Raw genomic sequence first — 26674 nt, 5'->3', positions numbered from 1 at the left:
GTTCCCGGCCGGAGCGCGAGGCCCCGGCCGGGAACGGTTCAGCGGGCGACGGGGGTGGGGCGCGGGCTGGTGTCCGCCGCGGTCGCCGGCGCCTCCGGGAGCCGCAGCCGCTTGAGCAGCAGCGCGTTCACCGCGACCAGGAAGCTCGACCCCGACATGGTCAGCGCCGCGATCTCCGGCCGCAGCACCAGGCCGAACGCCGGCGCGAAGACCCCGGCCGCGATCGGCAGCGCGACGGCGTTGTAGCCGACGGCCCACGCGAGGTTCTGCCGCATCTTGCGCACCGTCGCCCGGCCGATCCGCAGCGCGATCGGGACGTCGAGCGGGTCGGACCGCACGAGGACGACGTCGGCGGTCTCGATGGCGACGTCGGTGCCGGCGCCGATCGCGATGCCGAGGTCGGCCTGGGCGAGCGCCGGCGCGTCGTTCACGCCGTCGCCGACCATGGCGACCCGCTTGCCGGCCCGCTGCAGCTGCGCGATCTGCTCCGCCTTGTCACCGGGGAGCACCTCGGCGACGACGGCGTCGATGCCGAGCTGGTCGGCGATGCGGCGGGCGGTGGCCTCGTCGTCGCCGCTGAGCATCACGACCTCCACCCCGAGGTCCCGCAGCTCCCGCACCGCGGCGGCCGAGGTCTCGCGGGCCGCGTCGGCGAGGGCGACGACCCCGACGGCGCGCCCGTCGACGGCCACCAGCACGGCGGTCCGCCCGGCGCCCGCCAGCTCGTCGCGCCGCGCCCCCAGGGCGCCGACGTCGACCCCTTCGCCGGCCATCAGCGCCGCGTTGCCCACGAGCACCCGCCGGCCGCCGACCACCGCGCTCGCGCCGTGCCCGGTGACGCTGCGGAACTCCCGGGCGGTCGGCGCCGCCACGCCGCGGGTCTCGGCGTACCGGACGACGGCCGTGGCCAGCGGGTGTTCCGACTCCCGCTCCACCGCGGCGGTCAGCGCCAGCAGGTCGTCCTCGTCCAGACCGTCGGCGACCACGTCGGTGACCTCGGGCTCGCCCCGGGTCAGGGTGCCGGTCTTGTCCATGACGACGGTGTCGATGCGGGCGGCGGCCTCCAGCGCCGCGGCGTTCTTGACCAGCACCCCGCGGCGCGCGCCGAGGCCGGTGCCCACCATGATCGCCGTCGGCGTGGCCAGCCCCAGCGCGTCGGGGCAGGTCACGACCACGACCGTGATGGCGAACAGGATCGCCGTGGCGAACGAGGCGCCCGACAGCAGCCAGGCCACCAGCGTGGCCCCACCGCCCAGCAGCGCCACGAACACCAGCCAGAACGCCGCCCGGTCGGCCAGCCGCTGCCCCGGTGCCTTGGAGTTCTGCGCCTCCTGGACCAGCGCCACGATCTGCGCCAGCGCGGTGTCGGCGCCGACCCGGGTCGCGCGGACCCGCAGCGTGCCGGTCGTGTTCACCGAGGCGCCGATCACCGCCGAGCCCGCGGTCTTGGGCACCGGCAGGCTCTCGCCGGTGACCATGGACTCGTCGACCTCCGACTCGCCGTCCTCCACCGTGCCGTCGACCGGGACCTTCGCTCCCGGCCGGACCAGCAGCAGGTCGCCGGCGACCACCTCGGCGGTCGGCACCTCCACCGGGACGCCGTCGCGCAGCACGACCGCCCGCGGGGGGGCCAGTTCGAGCAGTGCCCGGATGGCGTCGTTGGCCCCGCCGCGCGCCCGCATCTCGAACCAGTGGCCGAGGAGCACGAACGCGGTCAGCACCGAGGCGGCCTCGTAGAAGACCTCGCCGCCGCCGCTCAGCGTGACGGCGACGCTGTAGAGCCAGCCGGCGCCCACGGCGACGGCGACCAGCACCATCATGTCCAGCGTCCTGGCCCGCAGCGCCCGGTAGGCGCCCTCGAAGAAGATCCAGGCCGAGTAGAAGACCACCGGCAGCGACAGCAGCAACGAGAAGACGTCGTCGCGCAGCCCGAACGGCGCCGGGACCTCCCAGCCCAGCACCTCCCGCCCGATCGGCGACCACAGCAGGATCGGGATCGACAGGACGGCGGCCACGAGGAACCGGTTGCGCATGTCGCGGACCATGTCGTCCATCGACATCGAGCCGTGGTGCCCGCCGTGGCCCATCGCCTCGTGCTCCGGAGCGCGGGAGGCGTGCGGCTCGGCCGCGGGGTCGCAGACGTGCGCCGGGACCGACTGCCCCGCGCAGTGGAAACCGCAGTCGCGGACCCAGGCCGAGAGCTCGGCCACCGACGTGCGGTCGTCGTCGTAGGTGACGGTGGCGGTCTGGGCGACCGGGTTCGCCTCGACGTCCAGCACCCCGGGACGCCGGCCCAGCACCTGCTCGGCCACGACCTTCGACGAGGCCCACTGGACCCCGGAGACCTCGAGCACAGCAGTCGTGCGACTCATGTCTTCCTCCTCCGTCGACGCGAGAAGGTAATACCCCTAGGGGGTATACGCAAGGGCCCGGCGGCCTTCCCTGTTCCCGCCGGGTCCGCGATCCTCGGCGGAACGGCCGGCGGAGGTGGCGATGCCGATCTGGGACGGGACGCAGCTGCCCGAGACGGAGCAGTTCGACTACTGGCACGAGGTCATCTGCCGCGCCTTCGTGCCCCTCACCCCGCGCCGGCTGGAGCGGAGGCCCGGCTTCGCCGCGACGGTGGAGACCCGCCCGCTCGGGGAGGTGAACCGGGCGCGCATCTGGTCCCAGCCGCAGGCCACCGACCACGGCCCGAGCGAGGTGGCGGCCACCGACGGTGCGTTCTACTTCGTGAACCTGCAGCTCACGGGGCGGTGCCGCACGCGCCAGGGGAATGCCGAGTCGGTGGTGGGGCCCGGGCAGTTCGTCGTCGTCGACACCACGGCGCCGTACCACTTCGACTTCGACCGCGAGTGGCGGATGCTCTCCTTCCGCGTGCCGCACGAGCAGCTGCGGTCGCGCCTGGCCGGGCGCTCGCCCCGGACCGGCACGGGCATCGGCGGGACGGGCGTGGGAGCGGTCGTGCCCGCCCTCATGCGCGCGCTCTGGGAGGTCGACGAGGCGACGCCGCCGGCCGCGCTGCGCGACCTGGAGCAGTCCTTCGCCTCGGCGGTCGCGGCCACGACCGCGCCGTGGGAGCCGGCCGTCCCCGGGCGGGCCGCGCTGCGCGCCGCCGTCCTGCAGCACGTGCGCGACCACCTGACCGACCGCGGGCTGTCGGTGACGAGCGTCTGCCGCCGCTTCGCCGTCTCCCCGCGGACGCTGCACAACGCCTTCGCCGACGGCGGCGACTCCTTCGCGGCCACGGTCCGCGCGATGCGGCTGGACGCGTGCGCCGCCCTGCTCGCCGACGGCCGCGTCCCCGCGACGGTCACCGAGATCGCGGCGGCCCACGGCTTCGACGACCCGACGGCGTTCAGCCGCGCCTTCCGCCGGCGGTTCGGCGCCAGCCCGCGGGAGGTGCGCGGCCGGTAGGTGCACGAACGGCACGGGGAGCCTGCGCGCACGGCCGAGACGCGCCCCCGCCGCAGGCCCACGCTGGGAGGCGGTCCGCCGACACCGAGGAGGGCACCCGCGATGACCGTCTCGTTCCTGCTCAGCCCGGAACAGGAGAAGCTGAAGTCCGTCGCCCGCCAGTTCGCCGAGGAGCGCCTGGCCGGTCTCGCCGCCGCCGTCCGGGCCGAACCCGACCCGCTCGCGCGGGCGCTGCTCGCCCGCCCGGTCTTCGAGGAGGCGGTCGCCGCGGGGTTCCTCAAGGGCTTCATCCCGGCCCCGTTCGGCGGCACGGCGTCGAGCGGCGTGGACGCCGGCATCTTCATCGAGGAGTGGGCCGTGCACAGCCCCGACTTCGTCATCTCGATGGCCGGCCCGCTCATCGCCCTCGTGCCGGTGTACCAGGCGGGCACCCCCGCGCAGATCGAGCGGTTCGTCGCGCCGTTCCTGGCCGACACGGGCGCGCCGCTGGCCGCCATGGCGTACAGCGAGCCGGGCGGCAGCGCCAACTTCGACGCCCCGCCACCGGCGGAGGGCACCCGAACCACCGCCGTCCCCGACGGCGACTCGTGGGTGGTCAACGGGCGCAAGGCGTGGGCGTCGCACCTGTCCGGGTGGGACGGCGACGGCCCCGACGTGATGACCATCGTCTGCCGGACCCCGGGCGGGGTGTCCCTGCTGGTGGCCGAGCGCGAGCACCTGGCCGGGCACGTCGAGGTCGAGGAGCACTACGACCTGCTCGGCCTGCGCGGCTGCCTGACCTCCCGCATCCGGCTGGTGGACGTCCGCGTGCCGCGCGAGAACCTGATCGGCGAGGAGGGGCAGGGGGTCGCGCTGACCCGGGCGGCCTTCCTCGGCAGCGGCGCCTCGATCGCCGTCTTCGCCGTCGCGGCCATGCGGCGGGCGTTCGACATCGCCTACCGGTTCGCGCGCACGGAGAAGCGCGGCGGTGCGGTGCCGATCCTCGACCACCAGGCCGTGGCCGACGTGCTCGCCGACGCGAAGGGGCGGATCGAGGCCGTCCGGCTGCTCGGCTGGCGGGCGCTCGACGCCGTCCTGTCCGGTCACCCGTCGGCGCTGGAGATGGCGCTGCACGCCAAGGTGTTCGGCTCCGAGACCGGCGTCGACGTGGTCAACGACCTGGTCAAGGTGGTCGGCGTCCAGGCCTACGACCGCCGCTTCCCGATCATGTCGGCGCTGGCCGACGCGCTGGCCTACCCGATCATCGAGGGCAGCAACGTCGGAGTCCGGCGCCGCCAGCTGCACGAGCTGCTGCGCAGCCCCGGCTACGACCCGCTGGCCGCCTCCGGGATGGCCTGACCGGTCAGCTCGCCCTCCAGGTGCCGGACCCGTGCGTCGATGTCGTCGACGATCCGGCGCACGGTCTCCAGGTCCTGGCCGGCGGGGTCCTCGACCGGCCAGTCCTCGTAGCGCCGGCCGGGGAAGACGGGGCAGGTCTCGCCGCAGCCCGTCGTGATCACACGCTGATGCCACCTGGCCGCGTGCCGGCCGTCGAGCGGACAGCCGGTGACCGGCGGTCAGCGGGTCGCCAGCGCTCCCCGCAGCGCCTCGAGCGCGGCCGGCACGACGGCGTACCAGATGTTGCGCCCCCGCCGCTCGCTGGTGAGCAGCCCCGCCTCGACCAGGACCTTCAGGTGGTGGGAGACCGTCGGCTGGCTCCGCCCGACCGGGTCGACGAGGTCGCACGCGCACACCGCGCCGTCCTCCGCCGTGGCGAGCAGCGAGACGATCCGGAGCCGGACCGGGTCGGCCAGGGCGGCGAACTGGCGGGCGAGCGTCTGCGCGTCCGGCTCGGTGAGCAGGACGGCCGCCAGCGGCGCGCAGCACGCCTGGACGTCCGGCTGCTCCAGCACCGGCAGCTCTCGCACCGTCATGGCTCTCCCTCGCCGTCCGAACTCGCTCCCACGAACATATTGACAGCTGTCGATGTTCCGGGCAACCTCTCGTATCGACGGCGGTCGATGTGTCCGCCCCGAGTCCCCGGAGGTCCCCGTGTCCCGCGTCCAGCTCGCGCTCAACGTCGACGACGTCGAGGCGGCCACCGCCTTCTACGCCAAGCTCTTCGGCACCGAGCCGGCCAAGACCCGGCCCGGCTACGCCAACTTCGCGATCGCCGACCCGCCGCTGAAGCTGGTGCTGCTGGAGAACCCGGGGCAGGGTGGCACGCTCAACCACCTGGGCATCGAGGTCGCCTCGCCCGACGCCGTCGACGCCGAGCAGACCCGGCTGGCCGCGCTCGGCCTGGCCTCCACCGACGAGCGCGGCACCACCTGCTGCTACGCGAGGCAGGACAAGTTCTGGGTGGAGGGCACCCCCGGCGGCGAGCGCTGGGAGGTCTACACCGTCCTGGCCGACAGCGCGACCTTCTCCGCCGACACCGCCGAACCCGCCTGCTGCTGAAGGAGACCCACCATGAGCACCCTCTACGTCGCCCAGGTCATCGCCGACGAGCGCGGCGCCGAGCTGCAGCGCCGCGCCGACACCGCCCGGCTGGCCGCGCTCGCCCGCTGCTGCCGCCCGAGCACGTGGGCGCGCGCCGCCCGCCGCGCCGCGGCCGCGGTCGACCGGCTGCGCACCGCCCGGTCCGCCGGCACGCCCTGCTGCGCCCCGGCATGATGCGGGACGCCGTCGTCCGCCCCGCCGTCCCGGCGGACCTGCCCGCGGTGCACGCCCTGGTCGCCGCCTCCGGCCTGCCGCTCGACGGGCTGGATGGCGCGACCCAGGTGCTGGTCGCGGAGGAGGACGGCGACGTCGTCGGCACGGTCGCGCTCGAGCGGCACGGCGACGGGCCGGCCACCGCCTTCCTCCTCCGCTCGGCCGCGGTCGCCGAACGGCGGCGCGGCACCGGCCTCGGCGCGGCCCTCGTCACCGCCGCACTGGCCCCGGTCGATGCCGCCGGCGCGCCGGTCGCGCTGCTGACCGAGTCGGCCGCGAACTGGTTCCCGCGGTTCGGCTTCGTCGTCGTGCCCCGGGAGGAGCTGCCCCCCGCGCTGGGCGCCTCCGCGGAGCTTCGCGGCGCCTGCCCCGCCTCCGCGCACGCCCTGCTGCGACCCCCGACCGGAGGAGGGAGGTGACGAGCGTGCCGACGTACTGCTGCGACCCCGACTGCACCGACGCCAGCTGCGACTGCGGCTGCTGACCCGGCGCGACCACGAGGGCCGCCGGGCACCCGGGACCGGCGGCCCGCCTCCCCCCGGCGGAGGAGTTCCGGCTCAGGACCGGCCGGATCCTGTGGCGGGCGGCCGGGGCGGCGGACGGCGGCCCCGAGCCCACGATCGCCGTGAACGTCTCCGGCCGGCACCTCGCCGACCGCCGCGTGGTCGCCGACGTGCGCGACGCGCTGGACGCCTCGGGCCTGCCGGCCGAGCTGCTCGTGCTCGAGGTGACCGAGACGGTGCTCGTCGACGACCCCGTGGCCCTCGCGCACCTCGCCGCGCTGCGGGGGATGGGCGTGGCGATCGCGCTCGACGACTTCGGCACCGGCTACACCTCGATCGGCCAGCTGCGGCACATGCCGGTCGACACGCTGAAGATCGATCGCAGCTTCATCTCCTCGACGGAGCCGGGGCACCACGACCTCGTCGCGCTGATCATCCGGGCGGCGCACACGTTCGGGCTGACCGTCGTCGCCGAGGGCGTGGAGGAGCCGGCGCAGCTGGCGGCGCTGCGTGCGCAGGACTGCGACCACGCCCAGGGCTACCTGCTGCACCGGCCGATGCCGGCGGCGGACGCCGGGGCCCTGCTGCGGCAGGCGGCGGGCGCCGCCTCCTAGGCAGCGGAGGGCACCCGGTGTCGCCCCGGAGCGGTGTCGCGCCGGCCGGACACCGCTCCGGTCCGTCACCCGGTGGTGTCGCGCGACCTAGGTTGGCCCCGTGACGGTCGTCGAGCAGCTGCGCGCGGCCGGCTGCGTGTTCGCCGAGGAGGAGGCCGCGCTGCTCCGGGCCGAGGCGGCCACCGACGCGCAGCTCGCGGCCCTCGTCGCCCGCCGGGTCGCGGGCGAGCCCTTGGAGCACGTGCTCGGCTGGGCGGAGTTCCGGGGCCTGCGGATCGCGGTGGCGCCCGGGGTCTTCGTCCCGCGCCGGCGCACCGAGTTCCTCGTCGACCGGGCGGTGGCGCTCACCCCGCCGTCCGCCGTCGTCCTCGACCTGTGCTGCGGCTCCGGAGCGCTCGGGCTCGCCCTGGCCGCCGCCCGGCCCGGCGTCGCGCTGGCGGCCGCCGACATCGACCCGGCCGCGGTGGCCTGCGCCCGCCGCAACGTCGAGCCCGCCGGGGGGCGGGTGTTCGAGGGGGACCTGTTCGCCCCGCTCCCCGCCGAGCTGCGCGGCCGGGTCGACGTGCTGCTGGCCAACGTCCCCTACGTGCCCACCGCCGCGCTGCCCCTGATGCCGGCCGAGGCGCGGCTGCACGAGGCACCGGGCGCGCTCGACGGCGGCGGCGACGGGCTCGACGTCCTTCGGCGGGTCGCCGCGGAGGGGGCGGGCTGGCTGGCGCCGGGCGGGTCGCTGCTCACCGAGACCGGCGCGGACCAGGCGCCCGCGGCGGTGGCGGTGCTCGCCGCCGGCGGGCTGACCGCCCGGGTCGTCGCCGACGAGGACGGCGAGGCCACCGTCGTCATCGGGACCCGCCCGCTCGGCCGCGCGACCGGCGCCGCCAGGGGATGAGGAGAACGGCGCCGACCAGGACCGCCGCGCCGCCGACCAGCAGCCAGGCCGGCAGCCCACCGGGGTCGCTCTCGGCGGCCGCCTCGCTCGGCGCGGCCGGCGACGGCGCTGCGGGTTCCGGGGTCGTCTCCGGCGTGGGCGACGGTGCGGCGGACGTGGCGGGCGGCGCGTAGGTGAAGGTCAGCGACCCGTCGACGTCGTGCCCGTCGGAGGAGGTCACCCCGTAGTCGACCGTGTAGGTCCCGGCCGCGCCCAGCGACACGGGCTGGGTGAGCACCGCGCCCGCCACGCTCGCCGGGCCGGTCGTGACGTCGGCGCCGTCCGGGCCGCGCACGGTGACCTGCCGGGTCAGCACCGCCCCGCTGAACGTCAGCTCCACGGCGGGCAGCGGCCCGGTCACCGTGCCGCCGTCGGCCGGGGTCGAGGCGGCCAGCTCGGTGTGCGCCCGCGCCGACGTCGCGCCGCCGAGCAGCACGGCCAGGACGGCGACCACGAGCAGGGCGGACCGGCGGACCAGTGCGGCTCCCGACACCCGGCGCACCGTACCGGGGCCCGGGTCATTGACGACGGCGGCGCGAGCAGGCAGCTTCCAGCGTCGAGACGGACCGCCCTCCGGGTCCGCCCGACCAGAGGGAACCGATGCCCGCCCCGCTGTCCCGGCTCTGCACGGCCCTGCTCGGCGCCGTCCTGCTCACCGGCTGCACCTCCACCGTGGTCGGCGCCGCGGCACCCGAGAACGGACTGCGGACCGACGTCAGCGACGCGGAGCTGACCGTCGGCCTGGCCGGCGACGGCGAGACCGACCGGATCGCCCGGAACTCCCTGGCCGACGTCCTCGCCTTCTGGGACGAGGTCTTCCCCCAGGTGTTCGGCGAGGAGTTCGGCACGGTCGAGGGCGGCTTCTGGTCGATCGACCCCGCCGAGACCGGCGACGACGAGCTGCCCGACAGCGGCTGCTTCGACCGGGATGTCGGGGAGCTCGCCGGCAACGCCTTCTACTGCCCGCCGGACGACGCGATCTTCTTCGACCGGGCCTGGATGGCCGACCTCGCCGAGGAGTACGGGCCGTTCGTGATCGCCGAGATCATGGCCCACGAGATGGGGCACGCCGTGCAGGGTCACGCCGGCATCGACGAGGAGTCGATCGTCATCGAGACCCAGGCCGAGTGCTTCGCCGGCGCCTGGACGCGCTGGGTCGTCGACGGCAACTCGCGGCACTTCACGGTGCGCGCCCCGGCGCTGGACCCCTACCTGCTCGGCTACCTGTACTTCGGCGACCCCGCGGGCACCTCGGAGGAGGAGGACGGGGCGCACGGCTCGCTGTTCGACCAGCTCTCGGCGTTCCAGGAGGGCTACGCCGACGGGGCGGCCGCCTGCGCGGCGTTCGACTCGACGCGCTTCTACACGCAGGACGAGTTCGACGAGGGCACGGAGGAGGCGAACATGGGCAACCTCCCCTTCGACGAGAGCCTCGACTCCGTCGACGAGACCCTCACCCTCTTCTGGCAGCAGGCCTTCGCCGTGGGCTTCGAGAGCACCCCCGCCCTCGGCGGGGAGTTCGCGCCCCCCGAGCTGCGCGCCGCCGACGGCGACGGGATGGTGTGCAGCGGCCAGGGGGAGGAGCTCGACCTGCAGTACTGCGCCGAGGACGGCTCGGTGCGCTACGACACGACCGACCTCCTCGAGCCGGCGCACGACGAGGTCGGCGACTTCGCCGTCGACACCCTCCTGGCGCTGCCCTACGGCCTCGCCGTGCGCGCGCAGCGGGGGCTGTCCACCGGCGACCCCGACGCCGTCACCAGCGTCGTCTGCGCCGCCGGCTGGTACGCCCGCGAGCTGTCGCTGGGCACCGTCGACGGCGCCCCGGTGACCATCTCGCCGGGGGACGTCGACGAGGCCGCCGTCGTCCTGCTGCAGTACGCCACGATGCGCAGCGTGCTGCCCGACGCGGGGCTGTCCGGCTTCGAGCTCGTCGACTACTTCCGCCAGGGCTTCGTCGAGGGCGGCGCCGCCTGCGGGCTCTAGGTCAGGAGTCGAGGAAGTCGTCGATCACCGGCGCCAGCGTGCGGGCCTCGGTGATCAGCGCCAGGTGGCCACCGCGGTAGAGGTGCAGCCGGCCGTCGGGGATCAGCCGGGCCATCAGCCGGGCGTTGATCGACGGGATGATCGGGTCGTCGTCGCCGGCCACCACCAGCGTCGGCTGCTTGATCAGCCCCAGGAACGGCAGGCTGCTCCAGCCGACGCCCGCGGCCAGCTGGTAGTAGTAGCCCCGCTTGGGGCCCAGCCGGGTCGCCGCGTGCAGCGCCCGGGCGGCCCGCTCGGGGTCGGTGCGCACGGTGCCGCCGTAGAGCTCACCGGCGATCGACCGCGCGTAGTCCGGGTCGCGGTGCCGCCGCGGGGTGAGCATCCGCGCCAGGACCTTGGGGTGGCCCGGCACCATGAGCGTGCCGGTGCCGGTCGCCGCCAGCACCAGCCGGCGCACCCGCCGGCGGTGCTGGATGGCGAAGTGCTGCGCCAGGCCGCCGCCCCAGGACAGGCCGAGGACGTCGACCTCGTCGTCGTGGCCGAGCTCGGTCAGCATCGCGGCGACCACCGGCGTGAACGTGGCCAGCACGTACGGCACGACCGGCCGCGGCGATCCGCCGACACCGGGGACGTCGAAGCGGATCACGGTGCGCCGCCGGTCGACGGCGTCGACGAAGGGCTGCAGCACCTCGAGGCTGGCGCCGATGCCGTTCATGAGCAGCAGCGGCGGCACGTCGGCGGCGGTGCCGGGGCGCACGGCCACCCGCAGCGTGCGGCCGGCCGCGGTGAGGGTGCGTACCCGCTCGGGTGGGCGGCCGGCCGGCCGGCTACTTGTCGAAGACATAGGTCCCCGGGGCGTCGGCGAGGACCTCGAGGTCGCCCCCGAGGCGGTCCGGTGCCGGGATCTGCTCCCCGGAGCGCTCGCCCAGCCAGCTCGCGAAGTCCGGCCACCACGAGCCCTTGACCGTCTCGGCCCGCTGCAGCCACTCGTCGGGGTCCGGCGGGGTCGAACCGGCGACCTGGAAGGTGGACTTGGGGTTGGTGGGCGGGTTGACCAGCGAGGCGATGTGGCCGTTGGTGGAGAGGACGAACCGGCTCTCGCCGCCGAGCAGCTGCGTCGTCCGGTAGCAGGCCTGCCACGGGCAGAGGTGGTCGGCGACGCCCGCGGTCACGTAGGTGTCGACGTCGACGGCGGAGAGGTCGACCGGGGTGCCGAGCATCGTGGCGGCGCCCGGCTCGGTCAGCGCGTTGGCGATCGCCAGCTCGATGAAGTCCTTGTGCAGCGCCGCGCTCATCCGGGTGGTGTCGGCGTTCCAGTAGAGGATGTCGAAGGCGGCCGGCGGCTTGCCCTGCAGGTAGTTGTTGACCCAGTAGTTCCACACCAGGTCGTTGGGGCGCAGCCAGGCGAAGACCTCGGCCAGCGCGGCGCCGTCGAGGTAACCCTTCTTCCGCGACTTCTCGACGGCCTCGCGGACGGCCTCGGGGTCCATGAGCGCGCCGACGGTGCCCGCCCGCGCCCAGTCGAGGACGGTGACGGTGAAGCTGGCGGCCGCGATCCGGTCCTGGCGGCCGGTGGCGGCCAGGTGGGCCAGCAGCATCGCGGTGATGATGCCGCCGGAGCAGAACGCCTGCAGCGCCACCCGCCGGCTGCCCGTCACCCGCTCGACGGCGTCCATCGCGTCGAGGATCGCCTGCCCGTAGGTGTCCAGCCCCCAGTCGGCGTGCCGCTCGTCGGGGTTGCGCCACGAGATCATGAAGACCTGCTGGCCGGCGCCGACGTAGTGCTCGACGATGCTGCGGCCGGGGGCGAGGTCGGCGATGTAGTACTTGTTGATCGTCGGCGGCACCATCACCAGCGGCACCTCGCGGACCTGCTCGGTGACCGGCCGGTACTGGATCAGCTCGAAGACGTCGCTGCGGAACACCACGGCGCCCGGGGTGACGGCGAGGTCCTCGCCGACGGCGAACGCGTCCGGCTCCACCATCGAGGGCACCCGCGGCGGGGCGACCAGGTCGCGCAGCATGCGGCGGGCCCCGCGCACGGCGTTCTTGCCGCCGGTGTCGATGACCGCCTTCCAGAGCAGCGGGTTGAGGGGGGTGTTGCTGGGCGCCAGGGCGTCGACGACGTTGGTCAGGGTGAAGCGGATCCGCTCCTCGTCCTGCCAGCCCAGGTCGGCGTCCTCGACCAGCTTGGCGGCGGTCTGGGCGGTGGCGATGTGCGCCTGCATGAGCCGCTGCAGCAGCGGGTTGCCGCTCCACGCCGGGTCGGCGAAGCGCTTGTCCTTGGGGTGCGGCGCGACCTCCGACCGCCCGACGCCGATGCGGCCGAGCTCGCGGACGAGGTAGCGGGCCCTCTTGCCGACGACGTCGGGCTTGCCGGCCAGCGCCCGGGCGAAGGACAGCGTCGTCCGCGCCGGGGGGACGAAGCGGCGCAGCGGCCCGCGGGCGCCGTCGACCAGCACCATGTCGAGGCCGGTGACGGCCTCGGCGGCCTCGGTGGGGGCGTCGGGCGGCGCCGCGGGCCTCCCCGCGGACTTCTCCGGCCTCTCCGGCGCGGCCGCCGCGGCCTCGCGGCCCTCCGTCGTCGTCGCGTCGGTGGTGCCGGCGCGGGCCCGGCCGTCGGCCCGACCCCCGGCGTCCCGGCCGGCGCGCTCCCGTGGCGCGACCTGCGTCATGGCGGTCCCCCTGTGCTCGTGTGACCCCAGCCACTGAACCACAGCGCTGCAGGTCCGGCAGGTCAGACCGATTCCGGCACGAGCGCGGTGCGCGGCGCCGTGCCCGGTGCCCGCCGCCAGGAGCGGTTGCGCTGCCAGAACAGGTACGTGGCGACGCCGAGAGGGATCGGCAGCACGTAGGTCAGGGCGCGGAAGACCAGCACGGCGGCGGCCACCGCCGACCGCGTGCCACCGGCGGCGGACAGGCCGGTGATCAGCGCCAGCTCGATCACCCCGAGTCCGCCGGGCGTGAAGGGGACGGCGGTGAGCAGCCGGGCGAAGGCGAAGACCGCCAGCGCCTCGGCCCAGCCGACCTGGTCGGCTGAGACCCCGCAGAAGCGCAGGGCGAGCAGCAGCACCAGGAACAGCGACAGGTGGCTCACGACCGTGGTCAGGGTCAGCCAGTGCCAGCGGGCCCGCAGCAGCAGCACCGTGCGGTCGCGGAACTTGGTCAGCGCGTCGTCCCAGCCGCCGACCGGCCCCTTGCGCAGGGGGCGGAGGACGGCGGAGACGACCCGGGCCAGCCACCGGCCCAGACCGGCCGCGCTCTCCCGGCTGCGCAGCGCCAGCCACAGGACGACGGCGGCGCCGGCCAGACCGGCCAGCCCGAGCACGCCACCGAGCAGCCGGCCCGCGGTGGGTGACCCGGAGAACGCGAGCGCGGCCAGCGCGAACACCGGCATGCCGAGCTTGGCGAAGTTGTTCCACAGCCCCGACGTGAGCAGCGAGACCGACGTCCGCGAGCGGGAGAAGCCCCACGAGGAGTTCATCGCGTAGGTCAGGCCGAGCGAGATGGCCGCGCCGCCGACCAGGACGTTCGACACCGCCGTCGTCGTCTGGGTGGAGACGAAGGCCTGCCGCAGGGTCAGCCCGGGCATGCTCGTGACCATCACGAACTGGTAGGTCGCGAGGTTCCAGACCGCCGCGGCCCCCAGCACGACCAGCTGCCACCCGCTCATCGCCGCCACCGACGCCCAGACGTCGGAGATGCTGGTGAACTCCGGCAGGAACCAGACGAAGACGGCGACCACGAGGACCAGGGAGAACACCGGGCCGATCAACCGCCGCCACAGCGGCTTGGCCGGGCGCGGCGGGCTGGCGACGGCGGTCACGGCGCGCCCGTCGGGTCGAGCTCGAGCCGTCCGCCGCTCTCCTCGCGCACCTGCTCCTGCAGGTCTTCCCGGGCGATCACGCCGACGACCTGCGAGACCAGGGCCAGCCCCTCGCCCGGGCTGTCCCCGTGCAGCGCGAAGACGAAGGTCAGGCAGCCTCCGTCGAAGAGGTAGAAGCGCTCGCCGGCGTAGGTGGGCGCCATCTGCGAGACCCGCTCGAGCCGCTGCATGCCCTCCCGGTCGCTGGGCACCGGGGTGGCGCCGAGCGTGTCGCAGGACGGGGCTAGCCGGACCTCCACGGCCTTCTGCCCGTCCCGGTCGGAGTTCAGCCAGAAGCGCGAGCCGCCGTTGCGCGCCTCCAGGTGGTGGAAGCCCCAGCCCAGCGGCAGGGCGGCGCGGATGCAGGGGATCCACTCCGCCGTCGGCACGGACTGGGCCATGAGGATCACGCCGTTGCCCGCTCCGTCGTCGCCGGACTCGCACAGCGGAGGAGCGGCGATCGCGGTCGAGCCGTTGGCGCAGCCGGCGAGCACGGCGGCCGCCAGCAGCAGCGACGCACCGGCCGAGGCCGCCCTCACAGCGGCTGTCCCAGCACGTTGGCCAGCACGACCGCGGCCAGGAATGCCGACACCAGCGTGGCGATCGTCAGCCCGACGCGCCGCCAGCTCCACCGCTGGATGCGCACCGGCGGCAGCCGGTAGGGCAGCAGGGCGAGGAACTCCGCGTGCAGGTCGCGCCCCTGCTGGCGCAGCATGCGACGCAGCTGCGAGGGCATCGTCAGGCCGCGGGTGGCGGCGAACGCCTCGGCGATCTCGGCGTCGGTGAAGTGCACGGCTGCCCGGCGGTACACCTGCTCGGCGCTCGTGCGCAGGGCCAGGACCAGCATCATGTTGGCCAGGTCGACCGCCTGCCGCCACGGGCTCGGGCGCACCTCGGCGAAGGCGGTGTCGATGAGCACCAGCCGCCCGTCGCAGACCAGCAGGTTGGCCGGCTTGATGTCGCGATGGGCGACGCCGACCTCCCACATGCGCCGGACGAGGGCGAGGCCCTGGTCGATGACCGCGTCGTCCACCTCGGCGTCGCCGAGCTCGGTGGCGCCGCCGACGAACTCGTTCACCAGCAGGTACTCGCGTTCCGGGGTGATCTCGACGATGCCGAGGGGGTGCGGCACCGGCAGGCCGGCGTCGGTCAACAGGCGCAGCATGTAGTCCTCGTACTGCACCAGCCGGCGCACGCTGTGGTACGGCTGCTCGTCCTCCAGCCGGCCGTAGAGCAGCGTGCGGCCGAGCTTGTACCAGCGGTCGGAGCGGACGTGCGTCGCCGCGTACAGCTTGCCGAAGACCGTGCTCTCGCCGCCCGCGTCGTCGGACTTGACGCGGATCTTCAGCGGCGTGGAGCCGCCCGACCCCTCGAGGTTGAACGGCTTCACCGAGGTGGCGAGCAGGCCGAGCTGGTCCTGCAGCGCACGGACGATCGCCTCGCCCCGGGCACCGGTGACGTCGAGGTGGGCGGTGCGCCCCCGGCGGTAGCGGACCGGGTACATCTCGTTCGGGGTCAGTATCCGGAACGCCGCCAGCGGGACGGCCACGCCGATCACCGCGCCGGCGAGGATCCCGGTCGGGTGGTCCTGGGCCAGGTAGAGCCGGGAGACCGCGGTGACGGCCAGGAGCCCGGTCACCGCCCACTTGCCGATGGTCCGCAGGCGCCCGGCCGGCACCAGCGAGTAGAGGGTGCAGACCAGGAACGCGGTGAGCACCGTGATCGGCAGCGACGGCATGGCGAAACCTGACCAGCGGGCCGCGAGCACCACCTCGAACGGGCGGGGACGCTGCAGCGTGCTGAGCATGATCGACCCGATGTTGACCACCACGAGGGCCACACCGATCCACACGAACAGGTGCCGCCACCGCCGGAACACGATGAGGACCGCGAAGTTGGCCACCCACAGCGCGTAGACAGCGACCGGCGTGGCCAGCGCGCCGGCGGCCAGCGCGGCCTGGGTGAGCCCAGGGGTGCGGATGGACTCGAAGGCCTGCAGCAGCCGGGTGTCCGCCAGGTCGAACAGCGCGACGGTGCCGGTCGCCCACACCACGATCCACGCGACGACGACCACCGCGGAGGCGGCCAGCCACCACTTGCCGGACGCGTTGAGCTGGTGAGGCAGCGGTGGCGGTTCCCCGGAGGGACGGCGACGGCGGCGCACACGGCGCAGCTCCGGCGGTGCCTGCCGGCGGGCCGGCACCGCTGCGGACACGGCCTGCGGCGGCGACGCCATGTCGAGGGATCGTCCTCTCATCCGGGGCGTCGAGACCACCCCTTTGCGCCTCGCGGCGGCTAGCCTGCCCGCGAGCGGGGCCGGGGAGGAGGCCGCCCGTGCGATGGTCCCGGTGGCGCACCGCCGTCGTCCCCGTCGTGCTGGCTGCCCTGGTCGCCTGCGGCGCCGAGACCCCGTCGGCGCCTCCCCTGCCCGCGGGGACGATCCGGTTCACCACCTACGACTTCACCGAGAACCAGGTGCTGGTCGCCGTCTACGCCGAGGCGCTGCGGCGGGCCGGGCTGCCGGTGGCCGTGGAGCCGGGTCTCGGCACGCGCGAGGTGGTCGAGCCGGCGCTGGAGCAGGGGGTCGTCGACATCGTCATCGACTACCTCGGCACGGCGGTCACCTTCGTGGGCGGGGGCGACGCCGTCGCGCGGCGGTCGGTGGCGGAGCTGCACGGCACCCTGTCGCTGATCCTGGTCGACCGCGGGGTCACGGTGCTCGCCGCGGCGCCCGCCGAGGACCAGAACGGCTTCGCCGTCACCACCGCGTTCGCCGCCGAGCACCAGGTGGGCCGGCTCTCGGAGCTGGTGCCGCTCGCCCCCGACCTCGTGTTCGGCGGGCCGCCGGAGTGCCCGGACCGCCCGCTGTGCCTGCCCGGCCTGGAGGAGGTCTACGGGCTGCGCTTCGGCGAGGTGCTGAGCATGCCCTCGCGCGGCGCCACCGTGGAGGCGCTGCTGGCGGGCGAGATCGACGTGGGCCTGCTCGAGACGACCGACGCCCGCCTGGGCACCGCCCCCGTGCTCCTGCTGCTCGACGACCGGGGCCTGCAGCCGCACGAGAACGTCGTCCCGCTGGTGCGCACCGCCGTCCTGGACCGCTGGGGCGACCGGCTGCGGGAGGCGCTGGACTCGACCAGCGCGCGGCTGACCACCCAGGAGCTGGTCGACCTCAACCGCGCCGTGGAGATCCGCGGCCGCACGCCCGAGCAGGCCGCCGCCGAGTGGTGGAGCCGCCGATGAGGTCCAGCGCCGGCCTTCTCAGACGATGGCGCCCCTGCCGGTGATGGCGCGGCCGACGATGAGGCCGTTGACCTCGCGGGTGCCCTCGTAGGAGTAGATCGCCTCCGCGTCGGCGACGTACCGGCCGACGTGGTTCTCCAGCAGGATCCCGTTGCCGCCCATCAGCTCGCGGGCCCACCCCACGGTCTCGCGCATGCGCATGGTGCTGAACATCTTGGCCAGCGAGGCGTGCTCGTCGGCCAGCCGGCCCTCGTCCTGCAGCTGCGAGACGCGGGTGCACATCGTCGCCGAGGCGGTGATGTTGCCCAGCATCCGCACCAGCAGGTCCTGCACCAGCTGGAACTCCGCGATCGGCCGGCCGAACTGGGTGCGCTCGCCGGCGTACTGCAGCGCGTGCTCGTAGGCGCCGCGGGCGCAGCCCACCGCCGACCAGGCCACGCTGGCCCGGGTCATCCGCAGCACGTTGGCGGTGTCGCGGAAGCTGTGCGCCTCCTGCAGCCGGTTCTCTTCGGGCACGTGCACGCCGTCGAGCGTGATGAGCGCGTTCTGCACCGCCCGCAGGGCGATCTTGTCCTCGAGGTCGACCGTGGTGAAGCCGGGCGTGTCCTTCTCGACGACGAAGCCGAGCACCCGGTCGGTCTCCTCGTCGCGGGCCCAGATGACCACCAGGTCGGCGAAGCTGGCGTTGCCGATCCACTTCTTGTGCCCGTTCAGCACCCACCCGTCGCCGTCCCGCCGGCAGGTGGTCTTCAGCCCGCGCGCGACGTCGGAGCCGGACTGCGGCTCGGTCAGGCCGAAGGCGCCGATCAGCTCCATGCGGGCCATGGGCGGCAGCCAGCGCTGCTTCTGCTCCTCGGAGCCGCAGAGGTAGATGGTCCCCATGGCCAGCCCGCTGTGGACGCCGTAGAAGGTGGCCACCGACGGGTCGCCCCGGGAGAGCTCCATCGCCACCATGCCGTCGGTCAGGAACGACCGGCCCGGGCACCCGTAGCCGGAGTACGGCGTGCCCGCGATGCCCAGCTGCGCCATCTCGGGGATGAGGTGCAGCGGGAACTTCCCGCGCGTCCACCACTCGTTGATGCAGGGCTCCACCTGCTCGTTCATGAACGTGCGGACCCGCTGCAGGAGTTCGCGTCCCTCGTCGTCGAGCAGACCCGCCAGGTCGTAGAAGTCCGACGTGCCGATCGAGTCCATGGGACGGGCATGCCCCGGCGGGGGTGCGGGCACACCCGGGCGGCATCGTTCCGGATCCCGAGGAGTACCCGTGCCCCTGTCACTGTCCGGCCAGACCGTCGAGGAGCTCGGCGGGCCCGGCAGCGTGCTCGCCCGCCAGCGCGCCGACCACGAGGAGCTCGACCGCCTGCTGCACGAGCTCGACGGCACGACCGGCACCGCGCAGGAGGAGGTGCTCACCCGGGTCGACCGGCTGGTCTTCAGCCACGCGTTCGCCGAGGAGACCGTGATCTGGCCGGTCGTGCGCCGGGTCCTGCCGGACGGCGACGAGCTCACCCTGCGGATCGAGCGGGAGCACCAGGAGGTCAACGAGCTCGTCAGCGCGCTGGAGCGGGACGGCCTGGACGACCCGCGCCGGCCGGCGCGGCTGGCCCGCCTGGTCGAGGTGCTGCGCGAGGACGTGCGCGACGAGGAGGACGTGCTCCTGCCCCGCCTGCAGGAGGCGCTCTCCGTCGAGGAGCTGCGCCGCATCGGGCGGCAGTGGGAGCTGGTGCGCCGGGTCTCGCCGACCCGGGCACACCCCACGGTGTCCCGCCGTCCGCCCGGCAACGCGCTGTCGGCGCTGCCGCTGTCGCTGCTCGACCGCACCCGTGACGTCGTCGACGCGGGTGCGCGGCGCGCCCCCGAGCCGCTCGGCCGGGTCGCGCGCGGCGCGAGCCGTGGACTGGCGGCGCTGGCCGGCCTGGTGGAGCGCGTCCCCGCGGCGCGCGCGGGTGACCGGCCGCCGACCGCCCGCTGAGCCGGCCCCGGACACGCGTCAGGCGCCCCCTCCCGCCGCGGGAGGGGGCGCCTGACGCGTGCTCGTCTGCGACTAGGTCGTCTGCTTGGGCTTGGGCTCCGCGCGGGCGTCGAGCTGGATCTCCTTCTCCGCCCTCGGCACGCCCTCCTTGATCTCGCGGTTGCGCTCGATCTCGGCGTCGAGCTCGATGCCGAAGAGCACCGCGACGTTGGTCAGCCAGAACCAGACCAGGAAGACGATCACGCCGGCCAGGGAGCCGTAGGTCTTGTTGTAGCTGCCGAAGTTGGCCACGTAGAACGCGAACAGCGCCGAGGCCACCGCCCACACGACCAGGGCGACCGCCGCACCGGGGCTCACCCACTTGAAGCCGCGCAGCCGCACGTTCGGCGTGGAGTAGTACAGGACGGCGATCATCAGCGCGACGAGGACGACGATCACCGGCCACTTGGCGATGTTCCACACGGTCAGCGCCGTGCTGCCGATGCCGAGCGCGCTGCCGAGCTCGCGCACGACCGGGCCGCTGAGCACGACCATGCTCACGATCACGACCGCGAACAGCACACCGATCAGCGTGATCAGCAGCTGCAGCGGCTTGAGCTTCCAGATCTTGCGACCCTCGGGGGTCTCGTAGACGACGTTGGCCGCGCGGGTGAACGCGCCGACGTAGCCCGACGCCGACCAGATGGCGCCGACCAGACCGAGCACGAGACCGAAGCCGGCGACGTCCCGGCCGGCGATCTGCTGCACCACCGGCTCGATGTCCTCGCGGGCGTCACCCGGGATGACGGCGGTGACCGCGTCGGTGATGGTCTGCGGCTCGGCGACCAGACCGATGAGCGAGACCATCGCCAGCAGGGCCGGGAAGAGCGCCAGCACGCCGTAGTAGGTGAGCGCCGCGGCCCAGTCGGTCAGGTTGTCCTCGCTGAACTCCTTGACCGTGCGCTTCAGGGTCGCGAAGAACGTCGTCTTGCGCTCGGCGCCCTCCGGCGCGTAGTCGGCGCGGGTACCGCTGATCTCGTCGACCTCGGGTGCGGGGTCGGCGGTGCGGTTGCCGGAGAACTGCGTCTCGTACTTGGTGCTGCTGGAGCCGGTGGCTCGGGCCATTGGGGGTCCTCCGGTCTCGGGAACGATCCTCCCGTGGGTGCCCCGGACGGTCCGGTTCCATGCCACGGCCCGCGCGCCGCCCGCGTCCGTCCAGGTCAGCGCACGTGCAGGTCAGCGCAGGCCGGAGACCGGCGACCACTCGCCGGCACCGGCCGTGGCCTCCTCGACGTCGGCGAGCTCGTCCGGTCCGCGCCGCTCCGACCGCCAGCCGAGCGCGCTCACCAGCGCCACCCCGGCGCAGCAGGCCAGCCCGACCGCGCCGATCCACGCGTACGCCGACTCCCGCGGCAGCCCGGTCGCGGGATCGAGGCCCGCGGCGAGCAGGGCGACGGCGACGGTGCTGCCCAGCGCCTGACCGCTGGAGCGGGCGATGGAGTTGACCGCGTTGGCCACCCCGGTCTCGTCGGGGCGGACGGCGTGCACGACCAGCGCCGGCAGCGCCGCGTAGGCGACCGTGACCGACAGCTGGGTGAGCAGCCCCGCGAGGACGAACAGCCACGGCGCCCCGCGGAACAGCGCCAGCACCGCGAAGCCGGCGATCCCGGAGACGGCGCCGGTGAGCAGCGTCGGCAGGGCGCCGACGCGGCTGACCACCCGGCCGGCCAGCGGGGCGACGACGATCCCCGCGATCCCGCCCGGGAGGAGGTAGACCACGGCCGCCTCGAGGACGCTCGCGCCGAAGCCGTAGCCGGCCGCCGCGGGCGGCGTCTGCACGTACTGGAGGATGCCGAGGAACGAGGTGAAGATGCAGACCCCGGTCAGCAGACCGGCGATGTTGGGCAGCACCATCCGCCGGTCGGTGAGCAGCGCCGGGCGCACCAGCGGCTCGGCGAGGCGGCGCTGCAGCACCACCCAGCCGGTCAGGACGACGACGGCGCCGGCCAGGCAGCCGAGGACGGCGGGGGAGGACCAGCCCCACTGCTCGGCCTGCGACAGGGGGAGCAGGAACAGCACGAGCCCCAGGCCCAGCAGCACCGCGCCCCACCAGTCGACCCGCCCCGACCCGGTCGGCGGCCGCGCCGGCAGCACCCACGCGGCCAGCGCCAGCGCCAGGACGCAGACGGCGAGACCGAGCCAGAACGAGCGGTGGTAGTTGCCGGCGTCCCCGGTGAGCAGCGCCGTCGCCACCAGCCCGGCCACGCCGCCGATCGCGAGGGTGCTGCTGACCACCGACATCGCGACGCCCAGCCGCTCCTTCGGCAGCTCGCGGCGCAGCACGCTGATCGACAGCGGGAACAGGCCGTAGGAGGAGCCCTGCAGCACCCGCGCCACGAGCAGCAGCGGCAGCGAGGAGGTGGTCGCGGCGAGCAGCGTGCCCAGGGTGACGGCGGTGAGGATGCCGAGCACCACCCGGCGCTCCCCGAAGAGGTCTCCGAGCCGGCCGAGCACCGGCGTCAGGACGGCGGCGGCGAGCAGGTTGGCGGTGAGCACCCAGCCGGCCGCGCCTGCCGATACCTCCAGCTGTGCGGCGACGGCCGGCAGCACCGGCACGACGAGGCTCTGCAGGAGCGAGAGGGTGGTGACGCCGGCGGCGAGGGTGAGGACGAGGAGCAGCGGCCGAGGGGTCCGCGAGGGGGGCGGCGCGCCGGGCCCGGGTGCTGCCACGGCGCGGGGGGACACCCCAGGATGAGACCACGCAGCAGCGCGGAGCCGCGCCGCCGACCCGGGGGTCGGTAGGGATGACGGTCGTCACACCCGGACGGGCGATTCAGGTTCCGACGATTGGGACCGATGGGTTCCGGGGAAGAAGCTCATCACGAGAACGTGCCGCCCAGGCGCCAGCCGGGTGGCCGCGACCGCCGATGTGGGGGAGAACCGATGTTGCTGTGGCCGGCCGTGAGCCTGATCGGGTTCCTCGTGCTGACCGCCCTGGTGATCGCGATGGGCACCCGCTCGACCGCGCGCTACGAGCGCGAGCAGCGGGCCGCCGCGAGGACCGCGCCCGCCGCCGAGCCGGTAGGCGTCGCCCAGGCAGCCTGACAGGAGGGCCCCGCTGCCCCGTCCCCCTCGCGGGGGCGGGGCAGCGCCGTCCTCACAGCCAGCGTTCGTCGGTGTCCAGGACCGTGCGGTCCAGCGACTCCAGCAGGTCCAGCTGCACGTGCACCCGCGGTAGCTCCCAGCGGTGGAAGTACCGCGCCGCGGCCCGCTTCCCCTCGTAGAAGTTCCCGGACGACGTCCCGGCGGCCAGCACCTGCTCCAGCCACAGCCACGCGACGACCAGGTGGCCGGCCGCCTCCAGGTAGGCGCTGGCGTTGGCCAGCGCGAGCTCCGGGTCGCCGGTGCTCCACAGGGTCTGCGTGACGGAGCCCAGCCGGACTACCGCGGTGTCGAGGTCGGCGGCGAACCCGGACCAGTCCGTCCCGGCCGCCCGGGCGGTGGTCGCCGAGATCGTCTCCGTGAGCAGCCGCAGGCCCGCGCCGCCCTGCGCCACCACCTTGCGGCCCAGCAGGTCGAGGGCCTGGATGCCGTTCGTCCCCTCGTGGATCGGGTTGAGCCGGTTGTCGCGGTAGAACTGCTCGACCGGGTAGTCGCGGGTGTAGCCGTAGCCCCCGTGCACCTGGATGGCGAGGTCGTCGGCGACCGGCCCCCACTGCGAGGGCCACGCCTTGGCGATCGGCGTGAGCGTCTCGAGCAGCAGGTGCGCCCGCGCGCGGTCCTCCTCGGTCTCGGCGGTCTGCTCCTCGTCGACCAGCCGCGCGCAGTACAGGCCCAGCGCCAGCCCGCCCTCGGCGTAGGACTTGGCGGCGAGCAGCATCCGGCGCACGTCGGGGTGGTCGACGATCCGCACCGCGGGGGAGGCGGGGTCCTTGGCGGCCACCGGGCGGCCCTGGGTGCGGGTCCGCGCGTAGTCCAGCGCGTGCAGGTAGCCGGTGTAGCCGAGCACGGTCGCGCCCATCCCGACGCCGATCCGCGCCTCGTTCATCATGTGGAACATGTAGGTGAGGCCCCGGTGCGGCTCGCCCACCAGGTGGCCGACCGCGCCGGCCCGCCCGCCCGGCGTGTGCACGCCCTCGCCGAAGTTGAGCAGCGTGTTCGTCGTCCCCCGGTAGCCCATCTTGTGGTTGAGCCCGGCCAGGACGACGTCGTTGCGCTCGCCCAGCGAACCGTCGTCGGCCACGAGGAACTTCGGGACGACGAACAGCGAGATGCCCTTCACCCCGGGCGGGCCGCCGGGGATCTTGGCCAGCACCAGGTGGACGATGTTCTCGGTCAGCTCGTGGTCGCCGCCGGAGATCCACATCTTGTTGCCGAACAGCCGGTAGGTGCCGTCGTCCTGCGGCTCGGCGCGGGTGGTGATGTCGGCCAGCGACGAGCCGGCCTGCGGCTCGGAGAGCGCCATCGTGCCGAACCAGCGGCCCTCGACCATCGGGGCGACGAACGTCGCCTTCTGCTGCTCCGACCCGTGGGCGAGGAGCAGGCGGGCGTTGGCCATGGTGAGGAACGGGTAGGCCGAGGTGCCGACGTTGGCCGCCTTGAACCAGGCGAAGACGGCCTGGCCGACGGTGTGCGGCAGCTGCATGCCGCCGTACTCCTCGTCGAACTCCCCGGCCATCAGCCCCGCCTCGGCGAAGACCTCCAGCGCCCGCGCGACCTCGGGGATGAGCTCGACCTTGCCGTCGACGAACCGCGGCTCGTTCTCGTCGGCCTTGCGGTTGTGCGGCGCGAAGTGCTCGGTGGCGATCTGCTCGGCCAGCTCGAGCACCGCGTCGAACGTCTCGCGGGAGTGCTCGGCGTACCGCGGCCGCTTGGCGAGCGTCTCCACCTCCAGCCACTCGTACAGCAGGAAGTCGAGGTCGCGGGCGGAGAGGATCAACGACGATCGCACCCCGCCAGACTAGAAGAAGGACCCCGTGGCCCCCCGCCGCTCGCACGCTCGCGGCGGCCCCGCTCGACCCGGATCACCGGCCGTGGAGCCGCGTCACGGTGCGGCTCCATGGCCGGCCAGGCGGGTGGACCCGCGCGAACTCGGGCGTCAGTCCTTCGGTCGGCCGGACGGTGGGGCGGTCGACGTCGGCGCGGCGGCACCGGCGGCGTGGGCCGCCTCCTCACCCGATGTGCGCTCGACACCCGGCGGGACGGCGTCGGGCGCCGGGGCCTCGCCGGCCCCGGCCTGCTGCGCCTGGATGCCCGACTGGTTGCGCAGCTCCAGCTGTGGCAGGAACCACAGCACGAAGAAGCCCACCGCGACCACGGCCGCCGCGACCAGGAACACCAGGTCGAGGGCGTTGGAGAAGCCCACACGGAACGGCGTGACCAGCGCCGGGAAGGCGTTGATCGCGCTGGTGTCGGCCAGGACGGTGTCGGCGCCCGCCTGCTGCAGCGCGGCGGCCTGCTGCGCGGCCTCCGAGCTGGACGCGGCCGCCTGGCGGATCTGCTCCGGGATCTCGGTGCCGAGCCGGGAGAACATGATCGAGAGGAACGCCGCGGTCCCGATCGTGCCACCCATCTGGCGGAAGAACGTCACCGAGGACGTCGCCACGCCGATCTCCCGCGGCGAGACGGCGTTCTGCACGGCCAGGATGACCGGCTGCATGTTGAAGCCCAGGCCGAGGCCGAGCAGCAGCATGAACGGCACCAGCGTCCAGACCGAGGCGTCGGCCTCGACCACCAGGGACAGGCCGACCAGCGCGACGACCATGAAGACGACGCCCACCAGCGGGAACGCCTTGTACCTGCCGGTCCGCGCGATCGTCTGACCGGAGGTCATGGCGCCGGTCATGATGCCGAGCACCAGCGGGAGCATCTGCAGGCCGGCGACGGTCGGGCTGGAGCCGTGGACCACCTGCAGGTACTGCGGCAGGAGCAGGATGCCGCCGAACATGCCGGCGCCCAGGACGATGCTCGCGACGCTGCTCACCGAGAAGGTCCGGTTGGCGAACATGCGCAGCGGCAGGATCGCCTCCTCCTTGTAGATCCGCTCCGCGACGACGAAGCCGACCAGGCCCACCGCGCCGACGACGTAGCAGAGCAGCGCCCGGCCGGAGCTCCAGCCCCACTCGCGCCCCTGCTCGGCGACGATGAGCAGCGGGACGAGCGCGACGACGAGCGCGAGGGCGCCCGGCCAGTCGATGCGGTGCTCGCGGCGCTCGTGCGGCAGGTGCAGCACCCGCATGACGACGGCGAAGGCGACGACGCCGAGCGGGACGTTGATCCAGAAGATCCAGCGCCAGCCCTCGAGGCCCACGATCGACCCCTGACCGGCCAGGAAGCCGCCGATGACCGGGCCGAGCACGCTCGAGGTGCCCCAGACGGCCATGAAGTAGCCCTGGTACTTCGAGCGCTCCCGCGGCGGGACGACGTCGGCGATGATCGCCAGCGCCAGCGACATCAGACCACCGGCGCCGATGCCCTGCACGGCGCGGAACGCGGCGAGGGAGTACATGTTCCAGGCCAGGCCGCAGAGGGCCGAGCCGATGACGAACACGGCGATGGCGAACAGGTAGAAGCCCCGCCGGCCGTACATGTCGGACAACTTGCCGTAGAGCGGCGTGGCGATCGTCGAGGTGATGAGGAACGCCGTCGTCGCCCACGCCTGCAGGTCGTAGCCCTGCAGGTCGTCGGCGATGGTGCGGATCGCGGTCGAGACGACCGTCTGGTCCAGCGCGGCCAGGAACATGCCCAGCATCAGCCCGGACAGGATCGTGAGGATCTGCCGGTGGGTGAACACGCCGCTCGCGTCGGGTGCGGCGGCGGCGGCGCGGGCGTCCCTCCGGTCGGCCGAGCTCGGTCGGGTGGTGGTCATGCGTTCTCCCTCGGAGCGGGAAGGGCGGTCGGGGCGGAGGGGGCGACGCTGCCGGGGCCGCAGGGGAAGCCGGGGAGCCCGGCGGTGAGGTCGTCGAGGAACCGGCCGAACAGGGTGGTGAGCGCGGCCAGGTCGGCGTCGCTCCAGCCGGCGGTGATCTGCTCGAGGTGCGCCTCGCGCTCGCGGCGGAGCAGTTCGAGCTGCGCCCGGCCGGCGTCGGTGACGACGAGCCGGCTCGCCCGGCCGTCGTTCTCGTCGGCCACGCGGCTGACCAGCCCGCGCTCGACCAGGGTCGTCACGTGCCGGCTGACCGTCGACGGGTCGGCGTGCACGAGCTCGGCGAGCGCGCCCTGGCGCAGCGGACCGAGCCGGACGAGGGGGAAGAGCAGCACCAGGGCCGCGCGGTCGCGGCCCTCGGCGGCCTGCTGGGCCTTGAGCGCGTGCACGAGCCGACCGAACCGGGGCAGCTGCTCGGAGAGCAGGCGCAGGGCGTCCGACCGGGAGCCGGCGGACGGGCGGGGTGGGGAGGCGGTCACGGTTCTCCGGACGACGGAGGAGTGGAACAAGTGCACGCTACAACTTGTTGTAAGGCGCACGCAATAAGTTGC

Annotated in this window: 26 protein-coding genes; 11 read left to right on the top strand and 15 right to left on the bottom strand. The window is 74.3% G+C overall.

Translation table 11 applies throughout. The annotated features are described in order from the left end of the window. Positions 1-38: 38 nt before the first annotated feature. Positions 39-2372 (bottom strand): heavy metal translocating P-type ATPase, encoded by a 2334-nt coding sequence (locus ACI797_RS10680; protein ID WP_456858581.1) that lies wholly within the window; start codon positions 2370-2372, stop codon positions 39-41. 121 nt (positions 2373-2493) lie between these two features. Between ACI797_RS10680 and ACI797_RS10675 the strand changes: the two genes are divergently transcribed. Both ACI797_RS10675 and ACI797_RS10670 read left to right on the top strand, forming a co-directional pair. Further along, positions 2494-3417, top strand: a complete 924-nt coding sequence (locus tag ACI797_RS10675; protein ID WP_456858580.1) for an AraC-like ligand-binding domain-containing protein — start codon at positions 2494-2496, stop codon at positions 3415-3417. Between the two features lie 102 nt (positions 3418-3519). Next, a complete protein-coding gene (locus ACI797_RS10670) occupies positions 3520-4755 on the top strand; it encodes an acyl-CoA dehydrogenase family protein (protein ID WP_456858579.1) in 1236 nt (411 codons plus the stop codon). Here the strand turns inward: ACI797_RS10670 and ACI797_RS10665 are convergent. Both ACI797_RS10665 and ACI797_RS10660 read right to left on the bottom strand, forming a co-directional pair. Next, positions 4722-4916 carry a hypothetical protein gene (locus tag ACI797_RS10665; RefSeq protein WP_456858578.1) on the bottom strand — a complete coding sequence of 65 codons (195 nt, stop codon included), beginning with the start codon at positions 4914-4916 and terminating at the stop codon, positions 4722-4724. The two genes, ACI797_RS10670 and ACI797_RS10665, sit on opposite strands and share 34 nt — an antisense overlap. 57 nt (positions 4917-4973) lie before the next feature. After that, positions 4974-5330, bottom strand: coding sequence for a metalloregulator ArsR/SmtB family transcription factor (locus tag ACI797_RS10660; RefSeq protein WP_456538503.1), 357 nt, complete (start codon positions 5328-5330; stop codon positions 4974-4976). 118 nt (positions 5331-5448) lie between these two features. Here ACI797_RS10660 and ACI797_RS10655 point away from each other — a divergent pair, with 118 nt between their 5' ends. The 5 genes from ACI797_RS10655 to ACI797_RS10635 all read left to right on the top strand — a co-directional run bounded on the left by ACI797_RS10655 (position 5449) and on the right by ACI797_RS10635 (position 8117). Next, the gene (locus ACI797_RS10655) at positions 5449-5856 is read left to right on the top strand and encodes an ArsI/CadI family heavy metal resistance metalloenzyme (RefSeq protein WP_456858577.1); all 408 of its coding nucleotides are present in this window, start codon (positions 5449-5451) and stop codon (positions 5854-5856) included. A gap of 12 nt (positions 5857-5868) precedes the next feature. Continuing rightward, positions 5869-6072, top strand: a complete 204-nt coding sequence (locus ACI797_RS10650; protein WP_456858576.1) for a hypothetical protein — start codon at positions 5869-5871, stop codon at positions 6070-6072. Further along, positions 6069-6530, top strand: coding sequence for a GNAT family N-acetyltransferase (locus ACI797_RS10645; RefSeq protein ID WP_456858575.1), 462 nt, complete (start codon positions 6069-6071; stop codon positions 6528-6530). Before ACI797_RS10650 ends, ACI797_RS10645 begins: the two co-directional genes overlap by 4 nt. Positions 6531-6682: 152 nt before the next feature. Beyond that, the gene (locus ACI797_RS10640; RefSeq protein WP_456858636.1) at positions 6683-7228 is read left to right on the top strand and encodes an EAL domain-containing protein; all 546 of its coding nucleotides are present in this window, start codon (positions 6683-6685) and stop codon (positions 7226-7228) included. A gap of 100 nt (positions 7229-7328) precedes the next feature. Then, positions 7329-8117 (top strand): putative protein N(5)-glutamine methyltransferase, encoded by a 789-nt coding sequence (locus ACI797_RS10635; protein ID WP_456858574.1) that lies wholly within the window; start codon positions 7329-7331, stop codon positions 8115-8117. Here the strand turns inward: ACI797_RS10635 and ACI797_RS10630 are convergent. Then, positions 8068-8649 carry a copper resistance CopC family protein gene (locus ACI797_RS10630; protein ID WP_456858573.1) on the bottom strand — a complete coding sequence of 194 codons (582 nt, stop codon included), beginning with the start codon at positions 8647-8649 and terminating at the stop codon, positions 8068-8070. The two genes, ACI797_RS10635 and ACI797_RS10630, sit on opposite strands and share 50 nt — an antisense overlap. 107 nt (positions 8650-8756) lie before the next feature. Between ACI797_RS10630 and ACI797_RS10625 the strand changes: the two genes are divergently transcribed. Further along, on the top strand, positions 8757-10142 hold the full coding sequence (locus tag ACI797_RS10625) for a neutral zinc metallopeptidase (protein ID WP_456858572.1): 1386 nt from the start codon (positions 8757-8759) through the stop codon (positions 10140-10142). A gap of 1 nt (position 10143) precedes the next feature. Here the strand turns inward: ACI797_RS10625 and phaZ are convergent, their stop codons facing one another. The 5 genes from phaZ to ACI797_RS10600 form a co-directional block, all read right to left on the bottom strand. Further along, the gene (gene phaZ / locus ACI797_RS10620) at positions 10144-10986 is read right to left on the bottom strand and encodes a poly(3-hydroxyalkanoate) depolymerase (RefSeq protein ID WP_456858571.1); all 843 of its coding nucleotides are present in this window, start codon (positions 10984-10986) and stop codon (positions 10144-10146) included. Continuing rightward, positions 10970-12817 (bottom strand): PHA/PHB synthase family protein, encoded by a 1848-nt coding sequence (locus tag ACI797_RS10615; RefSeq protein ID WP_456858570.1) that lies wholly within the window; start codon positions 12815-12817, stop codon positions 10970-10972. Before ACI797_RS10615 ends, phaZ begins: the two co-directional genes overlap by 17 nt. A gap of 62 nt (positions 12818-12879) precedes the next feature. Beyond that, positions 12880-13968, bottom strand: coding sequence for a lysylphosphatidylglycerol synthase transmembrane domain-containing protein (locus ACI797_RS10610; RefSeq protein ID WP_456858569.1), 1089 nt, complete (start codon positions 13966-13968; stop codon positions 12880-12882). Then, positions 13965-14546, bottom strand: a complete 582-nt coding sequence (locus tag ACI797_RS10605; RefSeq protein WP_456858568.1) for a hypothetical protein — start codon at positions 14544-14546, stop codon at positions 13965-13967. Before ACI797_RS10605 ends, ACI797_RS10610 begins: the two co-directional genes overlap by 4 nt. Further along, entirely contained in the window at positions 14543-16243 is a 1701-nt protein-coding gene (locus ACI797_RS10600; RefSeq protein WP_456858567.1) for an RIO1 family regulatory kinase/ATPase domain-containing protein, read from the bottom strand. The genes ACI797_RS10605 and ACI797_RS10600 overlap by 4 nt, the downstream gene beginning before the upstream one ends. A gap of 98 nt (positions 16244-16341) precedes the next feature. Between ACI797_RS10600 and ACI797_RS10595 the strand changes: the two genes are divergently transcribed. After that, positions 16342-17247, top strand: a complete 906-nt coding sequence (locus ACI797_RS10595; protein ID WP_456858566.1) for an ABC transporter substrate-binding protein — start codon at positions 16342-16344, stop codon at positions 17245-17247. Positions 17248-17265: 18 nt separating this feature from the next. Here ACI797_RS10595 and ACI797_RS10590 read toward each other — a convergent pair whose 3' ends face one another. Next, positions 17266-18441 carry an acyl-CoA dehydrogenase family protein gene (locus ACI797_RS10590; protein WP_456858565.1) on the bottom strand — a complete coding sequence of 392 codons (1176 nt, stop codon included), beginning with the start codon at positions 18439-18441 and terminating at the stop codon, positions 17266-17268. 70 nt (positions 18442-18511) lie between these two features. On the opposite strand from ACI797_RS10590, the gene ACI797_RS10585 reads away from it, so the two are divergent. Next, the gene (locus ACI797_RS10585) at positions 18512-19219 is read left to right on the top strand and encodes a hemerythrin domain-containing protein (protein WP_456858564.1); all 708 of its coding nucleotides are present in this window, start codon (positions 18512-18514) and stop codon (positions 19217-19219) included. Positions 19220-19291: 72 nt separating this feature from the next. Here ACI797_RS10585 and ACI797_RS10580 read toward each other — a convergent pair whose 3' ends face one another. Beyond that, positions 19292-20323, bottom strand: coding sequence for a YihY/virulence factor BrkB family protein (locus ACI797_RS10580; RefSeq protein WP_456858563.1), 1032 nt, complete (start codon positions 20321-20323; stop codon positions 19292-19294). A gap of 111 nt (positions 20324-20434) precedes the next feature. Next, positions 20435-21928, bottom strand: a complete 1494-nt coding sequence (locus tag ACI797_RS10575; RefSeq protein ID WP_456858562.1) for an MFS transporter — start codon at positions 21926-21928, stop codon at positions 20435-20437. Positions 21929-22141: 213 nt separating this feature from the next. Here ACI797_RS10575 and ACI797_RS10570 point away from each other — a divergent pair, with 213 nt between their 5' ends. After that, positions 22142-22303 (top strand): hypothetical protein, encoded by a 162-nt coding sequence (locus ACI797_RS10570; RefSeq protein WP_456538521.1) that lies wholly within the window; start codon positions 22142-22144, stop codon positions 22301-22303. A 52-nt stretch (positions 22304-22355) separates the two neighbouring features. Here the strand turns inward: ACI797_RS10570 and ACI797_RS10565 are convergent, their stop codons facing one another. From ACI797_RS10565 to ACI797_RS10555, 3 genes are all read right to left on the bottom strand, one after another. Next, positions 22356-24149: an acyl-CoA dehydrogenase gene (locus ACI797_RS10565; RefSeq protein WP_456858561.1), complete on the bottom strand. Its 1794-nt coding sequence runs from the start codon at positions 24147-24149 to the stop codon at positions 22356-22358. 147 nt (positions 24150-24296) lie between these two features. Continuing rightward, positions 24297-26066 carry an MDR family MFS transporter gene (locus tag ACI797_RS10560; protein WP_456858560.1) on the bottom strand — a complete coding sequence of 590 codons (1770 nt, stop codon included), beginning with the start codon at positions 26064-26066 and terminating at the stop codon, positions 24297-24299. Then, positions 26063-26602: a MarR family winged helix-turn-helix transcriptional regulator gene (locus tag ACI797_RS10555; RefSeq protein WP_456858559.1), complete on the bottom strand. Its 540-nt coding sequence runs from the start codon at positions 26600-26602 to the stop codon at positions 26063-26065. Before ACI797_RS10555 ends, ACI797_RS10560 begins: the two co-directional genes overlap by 4 nt. Positions 26603-26674 lie beyond the last annotated feature (72 nt).

This window comes from Geodermatophilus sp. SYSU D00691 (assembly GCF_054050275.1).
This window is presented reverse-complemented; position numbering and strand designations above follow the sequence as displayed.

What these genes read in the sequence shown, in the direction of transcription:
- ACI797_RS10680 (WP_456858581.1), bottom strand. Translation starts at nt 2,372, where the DNA reads ATGAGTCGCACGACTGCTGTGCTCGAGGTCTCCGGGGTCCAGTGGGCC.
- ACI797_RS10675 (WP_456858580.1), top strand. Translation starts at nt 2,494, where the DNA reads ATGCCGATCTGGGACGGGACGCAGCTGCCCGAGACGGAGCAGTTCGAC.
- ACI797_RS10670 (WP_456858579.1), top strand. Translation starts at nt 3,520, where the DNA reads ATGACCGTCTCGTTCCTGCTCAGCCCGGAACAGGAGAAGCTGAAGTCC.
- ACI797_RS10660 (WP_456538503.1), bottom strand. Translation starts at nt 5,330, where the DNA reads ATGACGGTGCGAGAGCTGCCGGTGCTGGAGCAGCCGGACGTCCAGGCG.
- ACI797_RS10650 (WP_456858576.1), top strand. Translation starts at nt 5,869, where the DNA reads ATGAGCACCCTCTACGTCGCCCAGGTCATCGCCGACGAGCGCGGCGCC.
- ACI797_RS10645 (WP_456858575.1), top strand. Translation starts at nt 6,069, where the DNA reads ATGATGCGGGACGCCGTCGTCCGCCCCGCCGTCCCGGCGGACCTGCCC.
- ACI797_RS10625 (WP_456858572.1), top strand. Translation starts at nt 8,757, where the DNA reads ATGCCCGCCCCGCTGTCCCGGCTCTGCACGGCCCTGCTCGGCGCCGTC.
- phaZ (WP_456858571.1), bottom strand. Translation starts at nt 10,986, where the DNA reads ATGTCTTCGACAAGTAGCCGGCCGGCCGGCCGCCCACCCGAGCGGGTA.
- ACI797_RS10615 (WP_456858570.1), bottom strand. Translation starts at nt 12,817, where the DNA reads ATGACGCAGGTCGCGCCACGGGAGCGCGCCGGCCGGGACGCCGGGGGT.
- ACI797_RS10600 (WP_456858567.1), bottom strand. Translation starts at nt 16,243, where the DNA reads ATGGCGTCGCCGCCGCAGGCCGTGTCCGCAGCGGTGCCGGCCCGCCGG.
- ACI797_RS10590 (WP_456858565.1), bottom strand. Translation starts at nt 18,441, where the DNA reads ATGGACTCGATCGGCACGTCGGACTTCTACGACCTGGCGGGTCTGCTC.
- ACI797_RS10580 (WP_456858563.1), bottom strand. Translation starts at nt 20,323, where the DNA reads ATGGCCCGAGCCACCGGCTCCAGCAGCACCAAGTACGAGACGCAGTTC.
- ACI797_RS10570 (WP_456538521.1), top strand. Translation starts at nt 22,142, where the DNA reads ATGTTGCTGTGGCCGGCCGTGAGCCTGATCGGGTTCCTCGTGCTGACC.
- ACI797_RS10560 (WP_456858560.1), bottom strand. Translation starts at nt 26,066, where the DNA reads ATGACCACCACCCGACCGAGCTCGGCCGACCGGAGGGACGCCCGCGCC.